This is a genomic window from Nocardia sp. NPDC047648 (assembly GCF_040642815.1).
Classification (GTDB): Bacteria; Actinomycetota; Actinomycetes; order Mycobacteriales; family Mycobacteriaceae; genus Nocardia; species Nocardia gamkensis.
This window is the reverse complement of sequence record NZ_JBEYSX010000001.1, coordinates 25,977-43,835: the sequence shown is the minus strand read 5'-3', so window position 1 is coordinate 43,835 and position 17,859 is coordinate 25,977. Positions and strand designations below refer to the sequence as shown.

Here is a 17,859-nt window from a genome sequence, read left to right as displayed (position 1 = left end):
CGTGAAGAACTTCGAGGGCGCAACCGCCGTGATCACCGGCGCGGGCGCGGGCATCGGCCGGGCACTGGCGATCGAACTCGCCCGCCGCGGCGCCCACCTGGCACTGTCGGGCCGCAACGTGGAGAACGTCGCCGAGACCGCCGCGCTGTGCGGCAAGGAGGGCGCGCAAGCCCGCGCCTACAAGCTGGATGTGACCGACCGGGATGCGGTCTATCGCCACGCCGACGAGGTGGCCGAGGATTTCGGCCGGATCAATCTGGTCGTCAACAACGCCGGAGTCTCGCTCACCGCGAACGTGGAAGAACTCGGCTGGGCCGACTTCGAATGGATCGTCGGCATCAACTTCTGGGGCGTCGCCTACGGCACCAAGGCGTTCCTGCCCCACGTCATCGCCTCCGGTGACGGGCACATCGCGAACGTGTCGAGCATGTTCGGCCTGGCCGCGTGCCCCAGCCAAGGCGCCTACAGCGCAACGAAATTCGCTATCCGCGCCTTCACCGACGCGCTGCGGCAGGAAATGAACATCGCCGGTCACGCGGTGGGCGTCAGCAGCGTGCACCCGGGCATGATCAAGACCGAGATCGCCTGGAAAGCGCGCGCGGGCGGCGATCGCGACCGCGACGCCCTGGCCGCCAACTTCGACCGCCTGGCCAAGACGACCCCCGAGCACGCCGCCCGGGTCATCGTCAACGGCATCCGAAAGAACAAAGCGAAGATCTTGATCGGCACGGACGCCCACGTGATCGACTGGCTGCCCCGGATTTTCGGCGCGGGCTACCAGAAGATCCTCACCGCTCAGATGAAGAACGAAGTCGCCTGACAGTACGTCCGGCAGGTGGCCGGAGAGTTCCATTGGGCCGGTAGGTGAGTGCTACGGCACCGGCCACCTACCGGCCGAGCGGTTCTACGCTGGTGTCAGGTGGCGCGAACGGCCCGACTGCGTGTTTCGCGTGCGGCGCCGGCGAGTTCGGCTGGTCTCGGTATTTCCCGGGCGACGCCTCGGTCAGTTGCCGTATCCGGCTGGTGTGCGGGTCGATCCTCATGTGGCGCATCTCGAGCATCGCTCAGGTTTGTGCCCGATGTGAGCGCAGAACGCGCTTGAGCACCTTGCCGTCGGCGTTTCGGGGTAGTTCCGCTACGAACTCGAAGTGACGGGGGACCTTGTAGCCGGCCATTCGGGTCCGGGTCCACGTGATGATCTCCGTGGTCTCGATCTCGGCGGGTCCGGCCGGGACGACGAAGGCGAAGCCGACCTCGCCGAGCCTGGAGTCGGGAACGCCGACCACGGCGGCGTCTCGTACGCGGGGATGCGTGCGGAGGATCTGCTCGATTTCGGCGGGATAGACGTTGAATCCGCCCACGATGAACATGTCCGCGCTGCGGTCGGTGACGCGCAGGTAGCCGTCGGCGTCCATGGTGCCGATGTCGCCGGTGTGCAGCCAGCCCGCGGAATCCATCGCGGCCGCTGTTGCTCGCGGGTCGTCGAGGTAACCGTGCATCACATTGGGACCGCGAACCACGATTTCGCCGGGCTCACCGACCGGCACGGTCCGCCCGGAACTGTCCACGACACGAATCCGCGTACCCGGCAGCTCTTTTCCTACGGTGACGGCGATGACGCGCACGGGTGCGTCGGGTGAGCAGATTGTGGCGACGCCGGTCGATTCGGTCAGTCCGTATCCGGTGAAGACCTTGTCGACACTCAGGTCACGGCGAATGCGCTCCACCAAGCCGGTCGGCACACTCGAACCACCGGTACCCGCCAGACGCAGTGAACTCGGATCATGGGTCCCGCGCCGATTGTGGGCGAGCAGGTCGTGGAAGAGGGTGGGAGGCCCGGTCAGCACGGTGATCCGCTCGCGCTCGATGACGCTGAGCACCTGTTCCGGATCGAATCGATCCACCGGCACCATGGTCGCGCCGCGCAAGAGGCACGCGATGATCCCCGCTTTGAAGCCGAAGGTGTGGGAGAACGGGTTGACCAGGAGGTATCTGTCGTCAGCAGAGAGAGTGACGGTATCGGCCCAGTGGGTGAACGTCTCGATGGTCTGCCGATGGGTGACCGGTACACCTTTCGGCACACCCGTGGTGCCGGACGTGAACAGGATGTCGGAGACCGATTCCGGGTCCACGGACGAACTCCGCGCATCGGCCGCGGCGACGGGCACTTCGCCGCCGAGGGCGAGGAACCGAGCCCACGAGAGATCATCGGCTTCAGCGGTGTCGTCCAGCTTCACGGTGGTCCGCAGTTCCGGGAGCGTACGACCCGCTTCCCGCAGCATCTCCGCATAGTCGTTGCCGAGGAAATCGCCAACGGTCAGCAGCATGCGGCACCGGCTGCGCGCGAGGATGTCGGCCGCTTCGGGACCGCGTAGCCGCGTGCTGATCGGTACGAGGGTCGCGCCCGCACCGAGCACGCCGAGCGCCGCGATGACCCATCGCTCGGTATTGGGTGCCCATATCGCCACTCGATCGCCGGGTGCCAGCGATCGCGACATCGCCGCCCGCGTGACGCGCCGTGCAGCCGTGGCGAGTTCGGCGTACGTGAGCGGGCCCTCCGTCCCCACCACCGCTACCCGCGCGCCGTCGCGCCGTGCCCGGTCGGCCAGCACCGCGGGAACCGTGGCGAGTTCACCGGTCGCTGCACGCCGTCGATCCATGCCGCGATGGTGCCGCACCGGCCGCTTCATCCGGTCCGATCGCCGCCACATATCCCGCTGACCGGGAACGTCGTTCAGCGCAGTGCCCGCACCCGCGACAGACGCCGGTTTCCGGCGTCTCGATCCTGCTCAGCGGGACCACAGGTACGGCCGATGATGGACCGCACGGCAGGCTCGAACAGAGCTACAGGTGAGCGCGCCGCGGTTCGCGCCCGGTCGGGTGCCCGAGGTCCGAATCGCACCGAGGCGCAGAATGCGCAGTGATCGCAAAGGAGTGACATGACCGCCGGAGCAGAGCTAGCGGAGCGAAACGACGAGGCAGCGGGCGCCGCGCCGGTCGTCGAACTCGACGGCGCCTGCGCGCTGTCGCGGGAAAGCATCGGCGGGAAAGCGTGGAGCGTCAACCGCATGCGCGCGCTGGGTCTTCCGGTGCCGCCCGCCTTCGTGATCACCATCGAGGGCTGGGCCGACTTCTCGGCGCGCGGGGTGATCGGCGAGGACATCTGGCGGGCGGTTCGGGCCGGAATCGCCACCTTGGAGCGCGGCACCGGACGGGTCTTCGGGTCCGGCACCCGGCCGCTGCTGGTGTCGGTCCGTTCGGGCGCCGCGGTGAGCATGCCGGGCATGATGGACACGGTGCTGAACCTCGGCATGAACGAGGCGGTCGCGGCAGCGCTGGCGGCGGAGACCGGGAACCCGGACTACGCCGTCGACACCCGGGAAAGGTTTCGCACCCAGTACCGCGAAACCGTGCTGGGCGACCCGGCCGGTGCGGTGCCCGAGGATCCCTGGGAACAGCTGCGAGCGGCCATCAGCGCGGTGTTCCGGTCCTGGGATTCGCCTCGCGCGCAGACGTATCGGCGCAATCGCGGCGTGTCCGGAACCCTGGGAACCGCGGTGACGGTGCAAGCCATGGTCTTCGGCAATCTCGACGAGAAATCCGGCACCGGTGTGTTGTTCAGCCGCAACCCGAACACGGGTGAGCGCGCGATGTTCGGCGAATGGCTTGTCGGGGGGCAAGGTGAGGACGTGGTGTCCGGCCGGACCACCCCGCGGCCGCTCGACGAGCTGGCCACCCTGTTGCCGCAGGTGCACAGCCGACTCGTCGCGGCGGCCGGCCTGCTGGAACGCGATGGCCGCGATATCCAGGACATCGAATTCACCGTCGAATCCGGCGCCCTGTGGCTGTTGCAGTCCCGCCCCGCCAAGCGCTCGGCGCGCGCGGCTGTGCGGGCCGCGGTGGCCATGACAGACGAGGGCCTGATCGGCGCGGAGGAGGCGCTGGCCCGGATCACCGCCGATCAGGTGCGTGCCGTGCTGCGCCCGGCGAGCGGCGAGTACACGGGGACGCCGCTGGCGCGCGGCGAATCGGCCTGTCCCGGATTGGCGGCCGGGGTCGTCGTCAGCGATCCGCACGAGGCGGAGCGCCGCGCGGAGGCAGGAGAGGACGTGATTCTGGTGCGCCCGACCACCAGCCCCGACGACCTGCACGGCATGATCGCCGCCCGGGCGATCGTCACCGAACTGGGCGGTGTCACCTCGCACGCCGCGCTGGTCGGCCGCGAGATCGGCAGGCCGTGTGTGGTTGGCTGCGGTCCCGGCGTCGTCGCGGCGCTGACCGGCCGGGTGGTGACCGTGGACGGCGGCGCGGGCACGGTATGGCCGGGGCGAGTCGAAGGCAAACCCGTCGACGGGAGCACCCTCGCGGACGTCAGCCGGTTGGCCGGGTGGGCGGGCACCGACATCGACGGGTTGGCGGCGTGGTTGGACGCGCGCGTGGCCGACGCCCCGGCAGAGGTAACCGCGGCACTCCCGCCTGCGGTGACGCAGGTCGCCGACCTCGATCTGCTGCGGCTGATCGGTATCAAAGGCCGGGCCGCCCACGACGCGCTAGCCGCAGGCACCGGCGCGTCGGCCGAGGCCGTCGCCGTCCGATGCGAGGAGCTCGTGACCGCGGGTTGGTGCGCCGCGACGCCGATCGGTGTGCGTCTCACCCCCGAGGGCAGACAGCACCTCGACGGTTTGCTGGCGACGGAACGACGGGCGGTGGACCGCGCCGCGATCGCCTCGGTCTACGCCGAATTCTGTGCTTTCAACGGCTCTCTGAAAGAGATCGTGACCGCGTGGCAGATGAAGGATCCGGCCACCGTCAACGACCACGCCGACGCCGAGTACGACGGCGCGGTCCTGACCCGGCTGACCGAACTGCACCGCGGCGTGCAACCGCTCCTGCGGCGGATCGGCGACCTCGCACCGCGGCTGGCACGGTATTCCGGCCGGTTCGCGCACGCGATCGAGCGGATCGCGGCCGGCGACCACTCCTGGGTCGCCCGGCCCGTGCTGGACAGCTACCACACCGTGTGGTTCGAGCTGCACGAGGACCTGATCGGACTGTGCGGCCTGAGCCGCGCCGACGAGGCGGCGGCCGGCCGTGCCCACTGACCTCGCGGGCGAATCCACTGTGCCCGGTGACCGGTGGGTCGAGTTCGCCCAGATCGACAACGTGCGCGACCTGGGCGGGCTACCCGTGCAAGGCGGCGGAACCACCCGATTCGGGGTGGTCTACCGCTCCAGCACGCCGCAGAACCTCACCGAAGCCGATATGGCGAAACTGCTCGGCCCGATCGGTCTGCGCACGCTGATCGATCTGCGGCTGCCCGACGAAGTCGAGCGCGAGGGCTACGGACTGCTGGCCACCGCCGACCTGCGGCGGGTCTGCCTGCCGGTGCGCAAGTCGCCGCAATCCTCGCTGGCGGCACGGGATCTGGTGCCGGACTCCAGCCGGGTCGATCTGGTGGACCTGTACGACAAGCTGCTGGCGGGCAGCGCCGACTCCATCGTCGCGGCCGTGCGGCTGGTCGTCGACGCGGGCCGTCACTCGGTGCTGTTCCATTGCGCCGCGGGCAAGGACCGCACCGGCCTGCTCGCCGCGGTGCTCCTGGACGCGGTCGGCGTGCCGCCGGAGGCGATCGCGGCGGACTACGCGCTGACCGGTGAACGCATGCACCGGGTCCGCGACCGGCTCGACGCGCTCCCGTCCTACGCGGGACTGCCCCCGGTGAGCACCGGCATTCTCGGCGTCGAGGCCGAGGTGATGCGACGTTTCCTGGCCAACCTGTCCGCCGACCACGGCGGCGCCGCCGAATGGTTGCTGAGCAGCGGGCTGACCACCGTGGAGTTGGCGCGACTGCGCGAGGTGCTGATCGCGCAGCGATAGGGGCGTCGGTGCGGAGAGCGGCTGTCATCGTGCCCCGCTGGAGCGGCCGGGTGATATGGCGGCCCGCCGGCTCGGTGGCGACAGCGTCGCCGAAACCGAACCGCGAACTCGCCCCGCCCTCGGCGGTCGACGCATCTTCGGCGCCGGAATCGCGTAGGAGATCAATGAAGCTGGACTTCTAGCGCTGCACGGGTCTTCGGCGGGCATTCGGTCGAAGGCCGCTGGGCGGGCGAGCACACCGCGGTGAGGGACGCGACTCGTTCGCCGCGTCGGCGGCGGCCCACACGATGACCGCACCTCGCGCGCTTCAGTGGAGGCAACCGCCCTCGTATGCCATCGGCGGGCGATCATCGATCACCGGTTCGAGTCGCGAGCATCGGTGCGGCCGGTGAACGCGGCCGTGTCCCGGAACAACTGAGCGGGTGCCTGACCGCGGCCCGGTTCGTCGCCGATCCGCTGCACCCGGCGAGCGGATGTACCGGACCGGCGACCTGGTGCGGGCCGGGGGACCCACGATCCACCCGACCCGCCGACGACCCTGACTACCGCGACAGCAGCTTGGCTTTCAGCGCCTCCAGCGTCGGACCGTCCACGCCGAGCCCCTCGGAGACGAACCGGTCGAACGAACCGAAGGACGCGGCGGCCTGGTCGAACGCGGCATCGAGGAAGTCGCGCTGCACGCCGAGGATCGGATCGAACAGCGCGGGATCGGTGACCAGCCCCTTGGCCACCAGCCCGTCCATCAGCGCCTTGTTACCCGCGGCCAGGTTGTCGTTCGACTCCAGATAATCCTTGTACACCTGCCCCTTCGGGACGCCGAGCGCTGTCATCAGGATCGCGGTCATCCAGCCGGTACGGTCCTTGCCCGCGGTGCAGTGGAACAGCACCGGCCCGGTGGCGTTCGCGACATCCCGAATGGCGTCGCCGAACCGGCCGCGTGCCGTGGCGTCGCTGACCAGCCAGCGGTAGTAGTCGCGCATGATGCCCGCGGCCTTGCCGTCGCCGAACATCTGTTGCTGCACGGCGGGGCCGCCCTGTACCGCCTTGCCCACCATCAGATAGAAGTCGTTGCCCGGGTCGTACACCGGACGCGCGAGGGCGGGAATCGACGCGGGAAGCTTGTCGGGATTGGCCCCCGACTCGGCCGGGCTGCGGAAATCGATCACCGCGGTGATGCCCGCGGCCACCAGTTTCTGCTGGTCGGCTGCGGTGAGCTTGTCCAGGGCGTCGGTGCGGAAGACGACGCCGGTCCGTAGTTTGCCGTTGCCCTGGGTGGGATAGTCGCCGATGTCCCTGGCGTTCGGCGCCGCCGATAGCTGCATGGAACGCTCGTGCGCGGTGTGCACGAGGGCGGGGCCCGCGAATGCGGTGGTGGTGGACGGGAATACGGCGATCAGTGCGGCGGCGACACCGGTCATCGCCCCGCGAACAGCACGCGAAATCGTCACTGGATCATTCCTTCCATAGGGTCGCGGCCCGGCGGCGCCGAACCGGCAAGGGGCCGGGGTGCGCGCCCCCGGCCCCGGCTCATGCGTCGGCGAGCAGGGTGACCGTGCCGGCCGACCCGTCCACGCGCACCCGCTGCCCGTCGGCGAGGGCCGCGCTGGCGGTCTTGGTGTCGACGACGCAGGGGATGCCGAATTCCCGGGCCACGATGGCGGCGTGCGAAGCGGATCCGCCGATGTCGGTGACCACCGCGGCCGCGTAGGCGAACATCGCGGTGTGCCCGGTGTCGGTGACCGACGCGACCAGGATGTCGCCCGGTTCGATGTCGTCGTCGAGGGACAGCACGCGTTTCACGGTGCCCTCCACCACGCCGGAGGACACTCCGATGCCGGTCAGGCTTTCCCCGGGCGCCAAAGCGTCCGCATCCGAGAGCGGTGCCCAATCGCCCGCGATCACGTCCGGCATCCGGATGCCCTGTAGCCGGGTGAGTTCCGCCCGCCGCCGTGCTACGCGCTCGGTCAGATCGGCGGGCGCCCAAAGGATTTCGTCGAGGGTGAGGAAGCAGGCGTCCTCGGCCCGCTGTAGCCGCCCGTCCCGGATCAGCCGGCCCGCCCGCTCGCGCACGGCGAGGCGCAGGCAGTGGGTGTACCGGACGACGGCGTCGCGGACGCGTTCGCGCGCCATCGTCGCACCCGCCGCCATCCGGGCGGTGCGGTTCGGGGACGAGTCGACCGGTTCCCGCTTGGGCGCGGGCATCGCGGCCGCTCGGGCCGCGGCGGTGACCAGCAGTTCGGGACGGTCGCCGAAAGTCGGGTTGATCAGCTCGCACTCGCCCGGCCCGCGATGCCCGATCCGGTGTAGTTCCTCGTCCAGCGCGGCGGAGAACGCCGGGGAGATCGCCCGCGCCGCGGCGACATCGCCCGAGTGCGCAGCGTCCTGCAACGCGGTGTCGGCCCGGCACAGCGCGGCGAGCCGTTCCACGGCGAGCATGGTCCTGGCCGACTCCAACCGCTCGAGGTCGATGGGCACGTCCGCGGAATCCTTGCCACGGGAGTGGATGGCCGTCGCCGCGCCGGTCATCATCACGCCGATGGACGCCGCCGCCCACGAGTGGTTCAGCCGGTCCCGCCACAGCAGGGCCCGAGCGTGCAGTTGCTCGTCGGTGAGCTCGCGGATCGCCGCGGCGCTCAACGTCTCCTGGTGCGCGGCGGCGTTGATACCGTCGGTGGTCTCCCGGTAACGCAGCGCCGTGCGCAGCACCCGGCCCGCGGCGCGCCAGGTGGCGCGGGTACTGGCGAAACCGGTCGGGGTGGGTGGTTTGCCGTGCGGGGTCAGCGAGATCTCGGCCGGGATGTTGCCGTAGACGTCGCGACGGATGCTCTGCTCGTCCCAGCCCGGCATGTTCTCCGCGGCCAGCACCCCGATGGAGGCGTTGATGTAGATGTGGTGTCCGAGCACGGTGGTGACCCGGCTGGTCCAGTGCTCCAGCGCGATGCCCTCCAGCGCGATCATCCGGCCCATCGCCGCGTTGGCCAGCCGAATCGCGCCCGCCTGCAGGTCAACGGTCAGCGGCGTGAGCGGGCCGGGCAGCGCCTCGGAGGTATTCGTCGCGGTGTGCACCGGATAGGCCGGGTCGACGCGATCGTCGAATTCGCCTTCGAGACCTTCCGGCGCCACCGACACCAGGGCGTGGCCGTCCGACGTGGCCGCGCGGGTAGGCACCAGATAGCCGGGCAGCGGGATCGCGCCGGTGCGAGCGACGAGTTCGCCGCCGTCGACCTTGCGGCCGGCCAGTCCGCGAACGATATCCGCCGCGACTTCCGACGCGGTCCACCCGCAGCGGAATCCCCACTCGTCGCGCGCCGCCGTCGAATCCACCTGCGGTACGGGCCGCGTGCGCGACTTCCGCCGCGGCCGCCGTGTTCCCGCCGCCGCACGGATGCGGCGCGCGTCCTCGGCCGAAACCACGCCGGGCGCGGCCAGCTCCACGACGCCGGTACGTCCCGATCCCACGGCCAGTACCAGGAAGCGTTCGAAGTCGTCGGTGTGCAGCACCTGGAATCCGCCCGCCGGGCGGGAACCCAGCAGCCGCAGCAGGTTTCGCCCGCTCGCGCCCTCGACGCGCCTGCCCGCGACCGGCGCGGTGCGCACGATCAGAGCCTGCGCCCCGCTGGACCGCACCGCCTCCTCGGTTACCGCATCCGATCCCGCGCCTACGGGAACCACGATGCGCGCCCCCGCCGCTCGGGCCGCTCGCGTGATCGCGGCGAGCGAACCGCCCAGGTGTACCACCGCCGCGCAGTCGGCGACGGCCTGCGCGCAGATCGCAGGCCCCTCCGGGTCACCGGTGATCACCTCGACCCGAGGATCGACGTACCGGTGGCGCTCGCGATCCAGCCCGACCACGTCGTGGCCCGCGGCCAGCAGCATGCGCGCCACCGCGCGACCGGTCGGATCGGAAACTCCGGTGACCAGGACCCGCATGAATTCTTCCTCCTCGCTGGCGCCCACGCAGACGTGACGCCGTTCACACACCATCGCCACCCGACGCCCCCGTGCTGGTGCACAGTCCCGATCACCGGGACCCGAGGGTCGCTCACCAAGATGGGCCCGCGGCCACCGAGCGCGGGGCAGGAAGGTCGACTACATGAGTGATCGGAATTCGGTCGCGCCCCGCGCGGCCGCCGACGTGCGCGCCTACGACATCGAGACCGATGTGCTGGTGGTCGGCTACGGATGTGCCGGTTCCGCCGCGGCATTCGAGGCGGCGGCGGGCGGCGCGCAGGTCCTGGTGCTGGATCGGATGAGCGGTCCCGGCGGCGCATCCGCCCTCTCCGGCGGCGAGATCTATCTCGGCGGCGGCACACCGATCCAGCGGGCCTGCGGGTTCGACGACGACCCGGCGGCGATGGCCGCGTTCCTGTCGGCCGCGCTCGGACCGGGCGCCGACCTGGACAAGATCACTCGCTACTGCGAGGACAGCGTCGCGCATTTCCACTGGCTCGCCGACCGCGGTGTGCCGTTCAACCCCACGCTGTGGGACGCGCCGGCCTGGGTGCCGCCGACCGATGACGGGCTCATGTGGCTGGGGGAGAACAGCGGGCCGTTCGCCGAACTCGCCGCGCCCGCGCCCCGCGGCCATCGCCCGGCCGCCGCGGACTTCGGCGGCAAGCTGCTGATGGACCGCCTTGCCGGGGCCGCTCGATCCGCCGGTGCCACAATGCTTTCCGACACCAGGGCGACCTGCCTGATCGTCGCGGACGACGGCACGGTCGTCGGCGTGGTGGCCCGGCGGTACGGCACAGAGCTGACCGTCCGTGCCCGCCGCGGCGTCGTGCTGACCACCGGCGGATTCGTCGACAACGACGCCATGCTGGCCGCGCACGCGCCGAAACTGCTGGGACACACCAAGGTCAGCGCGGGCACCGACGACGGAAGCGGGATCCGGATGGCACAGGCGCTCGGCGCGGCCGTGCGGCACATGGCCACCGGCCAGGTGGGCATCTCGCTCGTTCCCGGCCTGGCCGCGCGCGGCATGGTGGTGAACGGGAACGGGCAGCGGTTCATCAACGAGGACACCTATCCCGGCCGGATCGGCCAAGCGGCGCTGTTCCGGCAGGACATGCGGACCTGGGTCGTGCTCGACGAACGGGCCTTCGAGGAAGTACCGGAACCCCAGCGGTGGGGCGTGCGGCCGACCCACGTGGCCGAGACCGCCGAGGAACTCGCCGATCTGCTGGACCTACCGGCGGCCGCGTTGGCCGACACCATTCGCCGGTACAACAGCTTCGCCTCCCGCGGCGTGGATCCCGAATTCGGGAAAGCGCCGCGCTGGCTGCGGCCCCTCGCGCCACCGCTCGCCGCGATCGACGTGCGGGCGGGGGTGCGGCCACCGTCGGAGTCCGGTGATCGCCGCGGGACCGGCGCATCCGTCTTCACCCTCGGCGGTCTGCACACCTCGCTCGACGGCGCCGTGCTCGACATCGACGGCGCGCCGATCCCCGGGCTGTTCGCCGCTGGCCGGGCCGCCAGCAACCTGCACGGCGAGGGCTACATCAGCGGCACTTCGCTCGGCGACGGCACCTTCTTCGGCCGCCGCGCGGGCGCCGCCGCGGCTCGCACCGACTGATCCCGCCGGTGGGTTCCGGTCATCGGGATGGATCGGGGCCGACGCCGCCGCACCGGCCTAGCGTCGAAAGACGGCACTACGAGGAGGACTACCGCATATGACCAACAAGGTGCTCGATCGGGTACGGGATCTGCTGCCCGCGATCCGAGAGCGAGCCGCCGACGCCGACCGGCAGCGCAGAGTGCCCGAGCAGAGCATTCGAGAGCTGACCGACGCGGGGGTGTTCCGCATGCTGCAGCCGTCTCGCTTCGGTGGCGACGAATCGTCCCCGGTCGCGTTCTACGAGGTGATCCGGGCTATCGCCACCGCGTGCCCGTCCACGGCGTGGGTGTCGTCGGTGCTGGGCGCGCACCCGTGGCAGCTCGCCTTGTTCCCGCTGCGGGCGCAGGAGGACGTGTGGGGCGCCGATCCGGACACGCTGGTCTCCTCGTCGTACGCGCCCACCGGCAAGCTGACGCCCGCCGAAGGCGGCTTCGAGATCAGCGGCCGCTGGAGCTTCTCCTCCGGATGCGATCACGCCCGCTGGGCTTTCCTCGGCGCGGTCGTGCCGAACGACGAAGGGGGAGCGGAGTACCTGACCGTCCTGGTGCCGCGCACCGACTACCGCATCGAGGACGTATGGCATGTGTCCGGGCTGTCCGGCACCGGCAGCAACGACATCGTCATCGAGAACGCGTTCGTGCCGGCCCACCGGACCTACCGCGCGAGTGAGCAGGCGGAGCTGCGCGGCCCCGGTCAAGAGGTGAATACCGCCCCGCTCTACCGGATCTCGTTCGGCGCGGTGTTCTCCAACACCATCACCGCCCCCATCATCGGCGCCGCCCAAGGCGCCTACGAAGCGCACATCGAGCGGATGCGCGAGCGGGTACGGGTCTCCTACGGCGGGCAGAAGGCCGCCGAGGACCCGTTCGCGCACGTCCGGGTGGCTCGCGCGGCCTCGGAGATCGACGCGGCCGTCCTCCAGATGGAGCGCAACATCGGCGAGCAGCTGCGCTATGCCGAAGCGGGAGAGGAGATCCCCTTCGAACTGCGCGTGCGCAGCCGCCGCGATCAGGTGCGCGGGACCGAACGCGCCATCGAGGCCATCGACCTGCTGTTCGACAACTCCGGCGGCCACGCCATCCGCAAACCCAATCCGATCGAGCGGCACTGGCGCGACGCGCACGCCGGAAGCGTGCACGTCATCAACGATGTCGAGCGCGCGCTGGTCCTTTACGGCCGCAACGCGTTCGGGCTGCCGGTCACGGATCGGATGATCTGATGACGTTCACCGCCGAGAACACCACGCGCTGGAGCACGACGGGCGGGTACGAACTGCGCTACCACGAGGCCGGGGCCGGTGTGCCCCTGGTGCTGCTGCACGGTTCCGGGCCTGGAGTCTCGGGCTGGGCCAACTTCGGCGCGAACCTGCCGGTGCTGGCCGAGCGTTTCCGCTGTCTGATCGTCGACCAGCCGGGCTTCGGCGCCAGCGGCCGCCCGGCGGCGTACGAACGCAACTACCTGCGCATCTCCGCCGACGCGGTGCTCGGGCTGCTCGACGATCTCCGCCTGGACCGCGTCCACCTGCTGGGTAATTCGATGGGCGGCGCCGTCGCGACGTTGCTGGCGCTGGAACATCCCGAGCGGATCGATCGGCTGGTGCTGATGGCGCCCGGCGGCGTCGGGGTGAATGTCCTGGGACCGGAACCGTCCGAGGGCATCACGCGGTTGCTGGAGTTCAGCGCCGACCCCAATCGCGAGCGCCTCGTGCCCTGGCTGCGCACCATGGTGTCGAATCCGGGGACCCTGACCGAGGACCTGATCGAAGCCCGGCTCGCCGCGGCCTCGGATCCGGCCGCCCTCGCCGCGCTGCGCGACGCCTACGCGACGTTCGCCGATCCCGCTCTCGCCGAACCGGTTCCGCTGTGGGCACGGCTGCGCGGACTGCGCCCGCAGACACTGATTCTGTGGGGGCGCGACGATCGAGTGACACCGGTGGAGGCGTCGCTGCTGCCCGCACGGCAGATCCCCGACGCCGATCTGCGCGTTTTCGCCCGCTGTGGTCATTGGGTGCAGATCGAGCGCAAGTCGGCGTTCGAACGCGCCGTCGTCGATTTCCTCGGCGCCGGGCTCTGATCGCCGCCGCCCACGTCGGTCACAGCCCGTGATCGCGGACCCATCCCGCGACCTGGGTTCGCGAGGTGAAGCCGAGCTTGGTGAGGATGTGCTCGACGTGGGTCTCGGCGGTGCGCACCGAGATCACCAGGTCCGCGGCGATGCGTTTGTTGCTGTGCCCGGCCGCGATCAGCCGGGCGACGTCCTTCTCCCGCCGGGTGAGGACGTCGGCCGCCTCGGAGCCGACCGCAGCGGGCTGCGGCGGACGCGCCGCGGCGGGCGTGCGACCCAGCGCGTAGTCGATCGCCTCGCCCAGCGACAGCGCCGCACCGCTGTCGAAGATCTCCTGGAACCTGCGTTCGCCCAGCGCTTCTCGGACGCGACCACGCATCTTGTCACCGAGCACGCCGGTGATGGCGTGTGCGAGGCGCACCGTGCTGCGCGCGAGGATCTCCGCGGCGCCGAGCAGGCGCGCGGCTCGCTCGAAGTCCGCTCGGTCCACCGCCGTCCACGCCAGCCCCTCGAATCCGGAGGCGAGCCAGACGCACCGCTCGAACAGGCTGAACATTTCGACGGACCGGGCCAGATAGTCGGTCGCGGCGGCCTGATCGCCGCGTCGCCAATGGTCCAGGCCCATCGACCACTGTGCCAGCCCGCCGAGCAGAGACGGTCCCCGTTCGGTGGCGACCGCGAGCAGCCGCTCGGCGAAAACGGTCGAGCGCGCGTCGGCGAGCACCAGCGCGCACACGAACGCGAACGCGAGACTGTCCATCTCCATGGCGTGATGGCCGCATTCGGCCGCCAGATGCGTCGCGGTTTCGGCCAATTCGAGCGCGCGGGCGGTGTCGCCGTCGTTGAAGGCCAGCAGCGCCGAATCGAGCATCGCCTCGGCGAGAATGTCGGGGGCGTTGAGTTTGCGTGCCAGGGTCACGCATTCGTCCACCAATTGGCGAGCGGACCCGCGGTCGGACAGCAGCGCCGCCAGCGAGGCGGCCGCGGACAGTCCGCGTGCGCGAAGCTCGGTCGGTTCGCTCGACTTCGCCAGCGCATCGGTCAGCCAGCGATACCCTTCGGTCAGGAAGCGGTTGTGCTCCCAGAACGGCCGCAGCACCGCGGCCATCTCCAGTGCCGACTCCGGTGTGTCGACGAGGCCGGATTGCAGAGCCGCGCGCAGATTCGCGTGCTCGCGGTTCAGTGCGCGGAACCACGTGACGTCGTCGGAACTCCAATACGCGGTCCGGCCGCGCAACGCCAGCCGCCGGTAGTGGTCGCGGTGACGCGCGCGCACCGCGGGTTCGTCGCCCCGCTCGGCCAGCCGGTCGTGGGCGAACTGCCGGATCGGCTCCAGCATCGAGTACCGGCCGATATCGCCGTCGTAGCGCAGGGTCAGCACGGATTTGTCGACCAGGCCGGTCAGCGCGTCGAAGAGTGTCCGCGCCCCGGGGGCGGGTAGGCACACGGCCTCGGCGGCGTCGATGTCGAAGCCGCCCGCGAAAACCGACAGCTGCTCCCACAACCGCTGTTCGGCGGGCGTGCACAGGTCATAACTCCAGCGGATCGCACCCTCGATGGTCTGCTGACGCTCCGGCGCGAGTCGCGGTCCCGCGCTGAGCAGGCCCATGGTGTCGTCGAGCCGGGCGAGGATCTGCTCCGGAGTGAACATCCGAAACCGCAACGCGGCCAGTTCCAGCGCGAGCGGAATGCCGTCCAGCCTGCGGCAGATCGCGGCCAGCGCCCCCCGGTTCGCCGAGGTGGCCACGAAGCCGGGATTGGCGGCGCCCGCCCGTTCGGCGAGCAGCCGCATCGCATCGCTGTCCGCGCTCTCCCCCGCCGCGAGCGGCAGGGGCGCCACGGGCATGACCTGTTCGCCCTGCACCCCCAGCACCTCCCGGCTGGTCGCCAGCACCCGTACCTCCGGGGTGGTGGCCACGATCCTGCCGACCAGCCGCGCGCACGCGTCGATCAGGTGCTCGCAGTTGTCGAGAATCAGCAGCAACCGTTTGTCCGCGAGGAACTCGGTCAGCCGCCGCAAGGGCGCCGCCGTGTCGTCGCGCAGCGCCAGGGCCTCCGCGACGGTCACCGTCACCAGGTCGGGATCGTGCACATCGGCCAGCTCGACCGACCACACTCCGTCCGGGAACGCGCGCGCGACCACCGCGCCGACCTGGCGGGACAACCGGGTCTTGCCGACACCGCCCGGGCCGAGCAGCGTCAGCACCCGCGTCGTGGGCAGCAGCCGCTTCGCGGCGGCGAGTTCCTCCCGGCGCCCGACGAAGCTGGTGACCTCGGCAGGGAGGTTGCCGATGGGACGCCGCGCCATGGGTGTCAACACTAGGTACCGCGCGTGGCGCGCAGGAGCATTCTGGACAAAATCGACTCCGGTGGACGTGCCGGCCCGGCCCGCGGGCGTGGGGGCGGGGGAACCGAACCGCTCCGGTTCATCGGACGGCGACAGCGGCGTCGTCGACCTCGGTCAACTGGTGGCGCATCCGGTCACGCTTGGCGCGCAGATAGTGCACGTTGTGCTCGGTCGTACCGGCCTGCAAGGGAATTCGCCGTTCGACGGCGATGCCGTGGGCGGTCAGACCCGCCTGTTTGGCCGGATTGTTGCTGAGCAGCCGGACCGACCGCACGCCCAGGTCGGCGAGGATCTGTGCCGCGGCGCCGTAGTGGCGGGCGTCGACGGGCAGCCCGAGCCGCAGGTTCGCGTCGACCGTGTCGGCGCCGGCGTCTTGGAGCTGGTAGGCGCGCAGTTTGTTGAGCAGTCCGACGCCGCGTCCCTCGTGCCCGCGCAGGTACACCACCACCCCGCGGCCTTCGGCGGCCACGGCCCGCATGGCGGCGTCGAGCTGCTCGCCGCAGTCGCAGCGCAGCGAGCCGAACGCGTCACCGGTGAGGCATTCCGAGTGCACCCGGGTCAGCACGTCGCCCTCGCCCGGCGTGCCGAGCACCAGCGCGAGATGTTCGGCGTGGTTCGTCTCATCGCGATAGCCGACCAGCCGGAACTCGCCGAAACGGGTCGGCAGCCGAGTTTCGACGACGCGCTGCACGCCCGGCTCGAGTCCGCGGCGGTGGTCGACCAGGTCGGCGATGGAGATGATCGGGATTCCGTGCACCCGGGCCATGGAAAGCAGCTCGGGGAGCCGGGCCATCGACCCGTCGTCGCGCACCACCTCGGCGATGACTCCGGCGGGGCGTAGTCCCGCCATCCGGACCAGATCGACGGCGGCCTCGGTATGCCCTCGCCGGCCGAGGACGCCGCGCGGGTGCGCCCGCAAGGGGAATACGTGCCCGGGACGGGTGAGATCCCGGGGTGTTGCGGCGGGATCGGCCAGCAGGCGCATGGTGTGGGCGCGGTCGGCGGCCGAGATGCCGGTGTCGATCCCCGTCGCCGCGTCCACCGAGACCGTGTAGGCGGTGCCTTTCGGATCCTGGTTGACCGCCGTCATCGGCGGCAGCTCCAGCCGGTCCAGATCGCCGCCCATCATGGGCACGCACAGCACGCCGCTGGTGTGCCGCACCAGGAAACCGATATTCTCCGCGGTCGCGTGCTCGGCGGCCAGCACCAGATCGCCTTCGTTCTCGCGGTCCGCGTCGTCCACCACCAGTGCCATGCCGCCGCTCGCGATCGCCGCCACCGCGGCAGGCGCCGAGTCCAGTTCACCGGTCATCATCCGCCACCTCCATATGCCTGATAGAAATATGACGGGACCGGAACAGCCAGGCTGCGTCTCACTCAGTGAGGCGATCGATATCCGCCAGCAACTCTCGCGCGAAATCGCGCTCGGCCTCGTAGTGCCGCACGCACCAGCGCAGCACCAATTCCGGATAGGCCCAGTCCGGATTCGCCTCCGCGCCCTCCGCGTCGGCCTCGGCGCGTTTACGCATCTTCTCGGCGTATGTGATGTGCTCGGTGAGGATTTCGCGCATCCGATCGGGTTCGGCGAGGTTGCCCAGCCACGCTCGCAGCATCACGCTGTGCTTGAGCACCGGCGCCTCGACCGGCGCGTGGTTGACCCAGTTCGCGGCGGCGGCACGGCCTTCCGGTGTGATGGCGTACATCCGCTTGCCGCGCACGCCGTCCTCGTGCACCACCGTGCGGGAACTGGCGTAGCCGTGCTTTTCCAGACGCTTGAGTTCGGCGTAGATCTGGCTGAACGACGGGCTCCAGTAGAAGAACTGAAGACTCCAGTCGGCCCATTTCTTCAAGTCGTAGCCGGAGAGTTCATCGGCGTGCGAGAGCATTCCGAGCACGGCCCACGCGGTGGTAGGCAGGTCGGGCACCGCGGGTCTGCCGCCATCGGTCATGATCG

The 17,859-nt window shown here is 70.5% G+C and carries 12 protein-coding genes; 6 read left to right on the top strand and 6 right to left on the bottom strand.

Annotation, left to right across the window (positions count from 1 at the left end):
• The first annotated feature begins 1 nt into the window (after position 1).
• On the top strand, positions 2-820 hold the full coding sequence (locus tag ABZ803_RS00185) for an SDR family oxidoreductase (RefSeq protein WP_357030623.1): 819 nt from the start codon (positions 2-4) through the stop codon (positions 818-820).
• A gap of 244 nt (positions 821-1,064) precedes the next feature.
• Here ABZ803_RS00185 and ABZ803_RS00180 read toward each other — a convergent pair whose 3' ends face one another.
• On the bottom strand, positions 1,065-2,660 hold the full coding sequence (locus ABZ803_RS00180; RefSeq protein ID WP_357030620.1) for a FadD3 family acyl-CoA ligase: 1,596 nt from the start codon (positions 2,658-2,660) through the stop codon (positions 1,065-1,067).
• A gap of 279 nt (positions 2,661-2,939) precedes the next feature.
• Between ABZ803_RS00180 and ABZ803_RS00175 the strand changes: the two genes are divergently transcribed.
• Complete coding sequence (locus ABZ803_RS00175; RefSeq protein ID WP_357030617.1) at positions 2,940-5,102, top strand: pyruvate, phosphate dikinase; 2,163 nt, start codon at positions 2,940-2,942, stop codon at positions 5,100-5,102.
• The gene (locus tag ABZ803_RS00170; protein ID WP_357030614.1) at positions 5,092-5,877 is read left to right on the top strand and encodes a tyrosine-protein phosphatase; all 786 of its coding nucleotides are present in this window, start codon (positions 5,092-5,094) and stop codon (positions 5,875-5,877) included. The genes ABZ803_RS00175 and ABZ803_RS00170 overlap by 11 nt, the downstream gene beginning before the upstream one ends.
• A 542-nt stretch (positions 5,878-6,419) precedes the next feature.
• Here the strand turns inward: ABZ803_RS00170 and ABZ803_RS00165 are convergent.
• Positions 6,420-7,325 carry a tyrosine-protein phosphatase gene (locus tag ABZ803_RS00165; RefSeq protein WP_357030611.1) on the bottom strand — a complete coding sequence of 302 codons (906 nt, stop codon included), beginning with the start codon at positions 7,323-7,325 and terminating at the stop codon, positions 6,420-6,422.
• Positions 7,326-7,404: 79 nt separating this feature from the next.
• Positions 7,405-9,807 carry a PEP-utilizing enzyme gene (locus ABZ803_RS00160; RefSeq protein ID WP_357030608.1) on the bottom strand — a complete coding sequence of 801 codons (2,403 nt, stop codon included), beginning with the start codon at positions 9,805-9,807 and terminating at the stop codon, positions 7,405-7,407.
• Positions 9,808-9,970: 163 nt separating this feature from the next.
• Between ABZ803_RS00160 and ABZ803_RS00155 the strand changes: the two genes are divergently transcribed.
• From ABZ803_RS00155 to ABZ803_RS00145, 3 genes are all read left to right on the top strand, one after another.
• Positions 9,971-11,452, top strand: a complete 1,482-nt coding sequence (locus ABZ803_RS00155; protein WP_357030605.1) for an FAD-dependent oxidoreductase — start codon at positions 9,971-9,973, stop codon at positions 11,450-11,452.
• Between the two features lie 97 nt (positions 11,453-11,549).
• Entirely contained in the window at positions 11,550-12,713 is a 1,164-nt protein-coding gene (gene hsaA, locus ABZ803_RS00150; protein WP_357030602.1) for a 3-hydroxy-9,10-secoandrosta-1,3,5(10)-triene-9,17-dione monooxygenase oxygenase subunit, read from the top strand.
• Positions 12,713-13,567, top strand: coding sequence for an alpha/beta fold hydrolase (locus ABZ803_RS00145; RefSeq protein WP_357030599.1), 855 nt, complete (start codon positions 12,713-12,715; stop codon positions 13,565-13,567). The genes hsaA and ABZ803_RS00145 overlap by 1 nt, the downstream gene beginning before the upstream one ends.
• Positions 13,568-13,586: 19 nt before the next feature.
• Here the strand turns inward: ABZ803_RS00145 and ABZ803_RS00140 are convergent, their stop codons facing one another.
• From ABZ803_RS00140 to ABZ803_RS00130, 3 genes are all read right to left on the bottom strand, one after another.
• Positions 13,587-15,866, bottom strand: a complete 2,280-nt coding sequence (locus ABZ803_RS00140) for a LuxR C-terminal-related transcriptional regulator (protein WP_357030596.1) — start codon at positions 15,864-15,866, stop codon at positions 13,587-13,589.
• Positions 15,867-15,984: 118 nt separating this feature from the next.
• Positions 15,985-17,217 (bottom strand): bifunctional 3,4-dihydroxy-2-butanone-4-phosphate synthase/GTP cyclohydrolase II, encoded by a 1,233-nt coding sequence (locus ABZ803_RS00135; RefSeq protein WP_357030593.1) that lies wholly within the window; start codon positions 17,215-17,217, stop codon positions 15,985-15,987.
• 61 nt (positions 17,218-17,278) lie between these two features.
• Entirely contained in the window at positions 17,279-17,854 is a 576-nt protein-coding gene (locus ABZ803_RS00130; protein ID WP_357030590.1) for a PadR family transcriptional regulator, read from the bottom strand.
• Between the last annotated feature and the right edge of the window lie 5 nt (positions 17,855-17,859).

What these genes read in the sequence shown, in the direction of transcription:
- ABZ803_RS00130 (WP_357030590.1), bottom strand. Translation starts at nt 17,854, where the DNA reads ATGACCGATGGCGGCAGACCCGCGGTGCCCGACCTGCCTACCACCGCG.
- ABZ803_RS00140 (WP_357030596.1), bottom strand. Translation starts at nt 15,866, where the DNA reads ATGGCGCGGCGTCCCATCGGCAACCTCCCTGCCGAGGTCACCAGCTTC.
- ABZ803_RS00160 (WP_357030608.1), bottom strand. Translation starts at nt 9,807, where the DNA reads ATGCGGGTCCTGGTCACCGGAGTTTCCGATCCGACCGGTCGCGCGGTG.
- ABZ803_RS00135 (WP_357030593.1), bottom strand. Translation starts at nt 17,217, where the DNA reads ATGACCGGTGAACTGGACTCGGCGCCTGCCGCGGTGGCGGCGATCGCG.
- ABZ803_RS00145 (WP_357030599.1), top strand. Translation starts at nt 12,713, where the DNA reads ATGACGTTCACCGCCGAGAACACCACGCGCTGGAGCACGACGGGCGGG.
- ABZ803_RS00180 (WP_357030620.1), bottom strand. Translation starts at nt 2,660, where the DNA reads ATGGATCGACGGCGTGCAGCGACCGGTGAACTCGCCACGGTTCCCGCG.
- ABZ803_RS00175 (WP_357030617.1), top strand. Translation starts at nt 2,940, where the DNA reads ATGACCGCCGGAGCAGAGCTAGCGGAGCGAAACGACGAGGCAGCGGGC.
- ABZ803_RS00155 (WP_357030605.1), top strand. Translation starts at nt 9,971, where the DNA reads ATGAGTGATCGGAATTCGGTCGCGCCCCGCGCGGCCGCCGACGTGCGC.
- hsaA (WP_357030602.1), top strand. Translation starts at nt 11,550, where the DNA reads ATGACCAACAAGGTGCTCGATCGGGTACGGGATCTGCTGCCCGCGATC.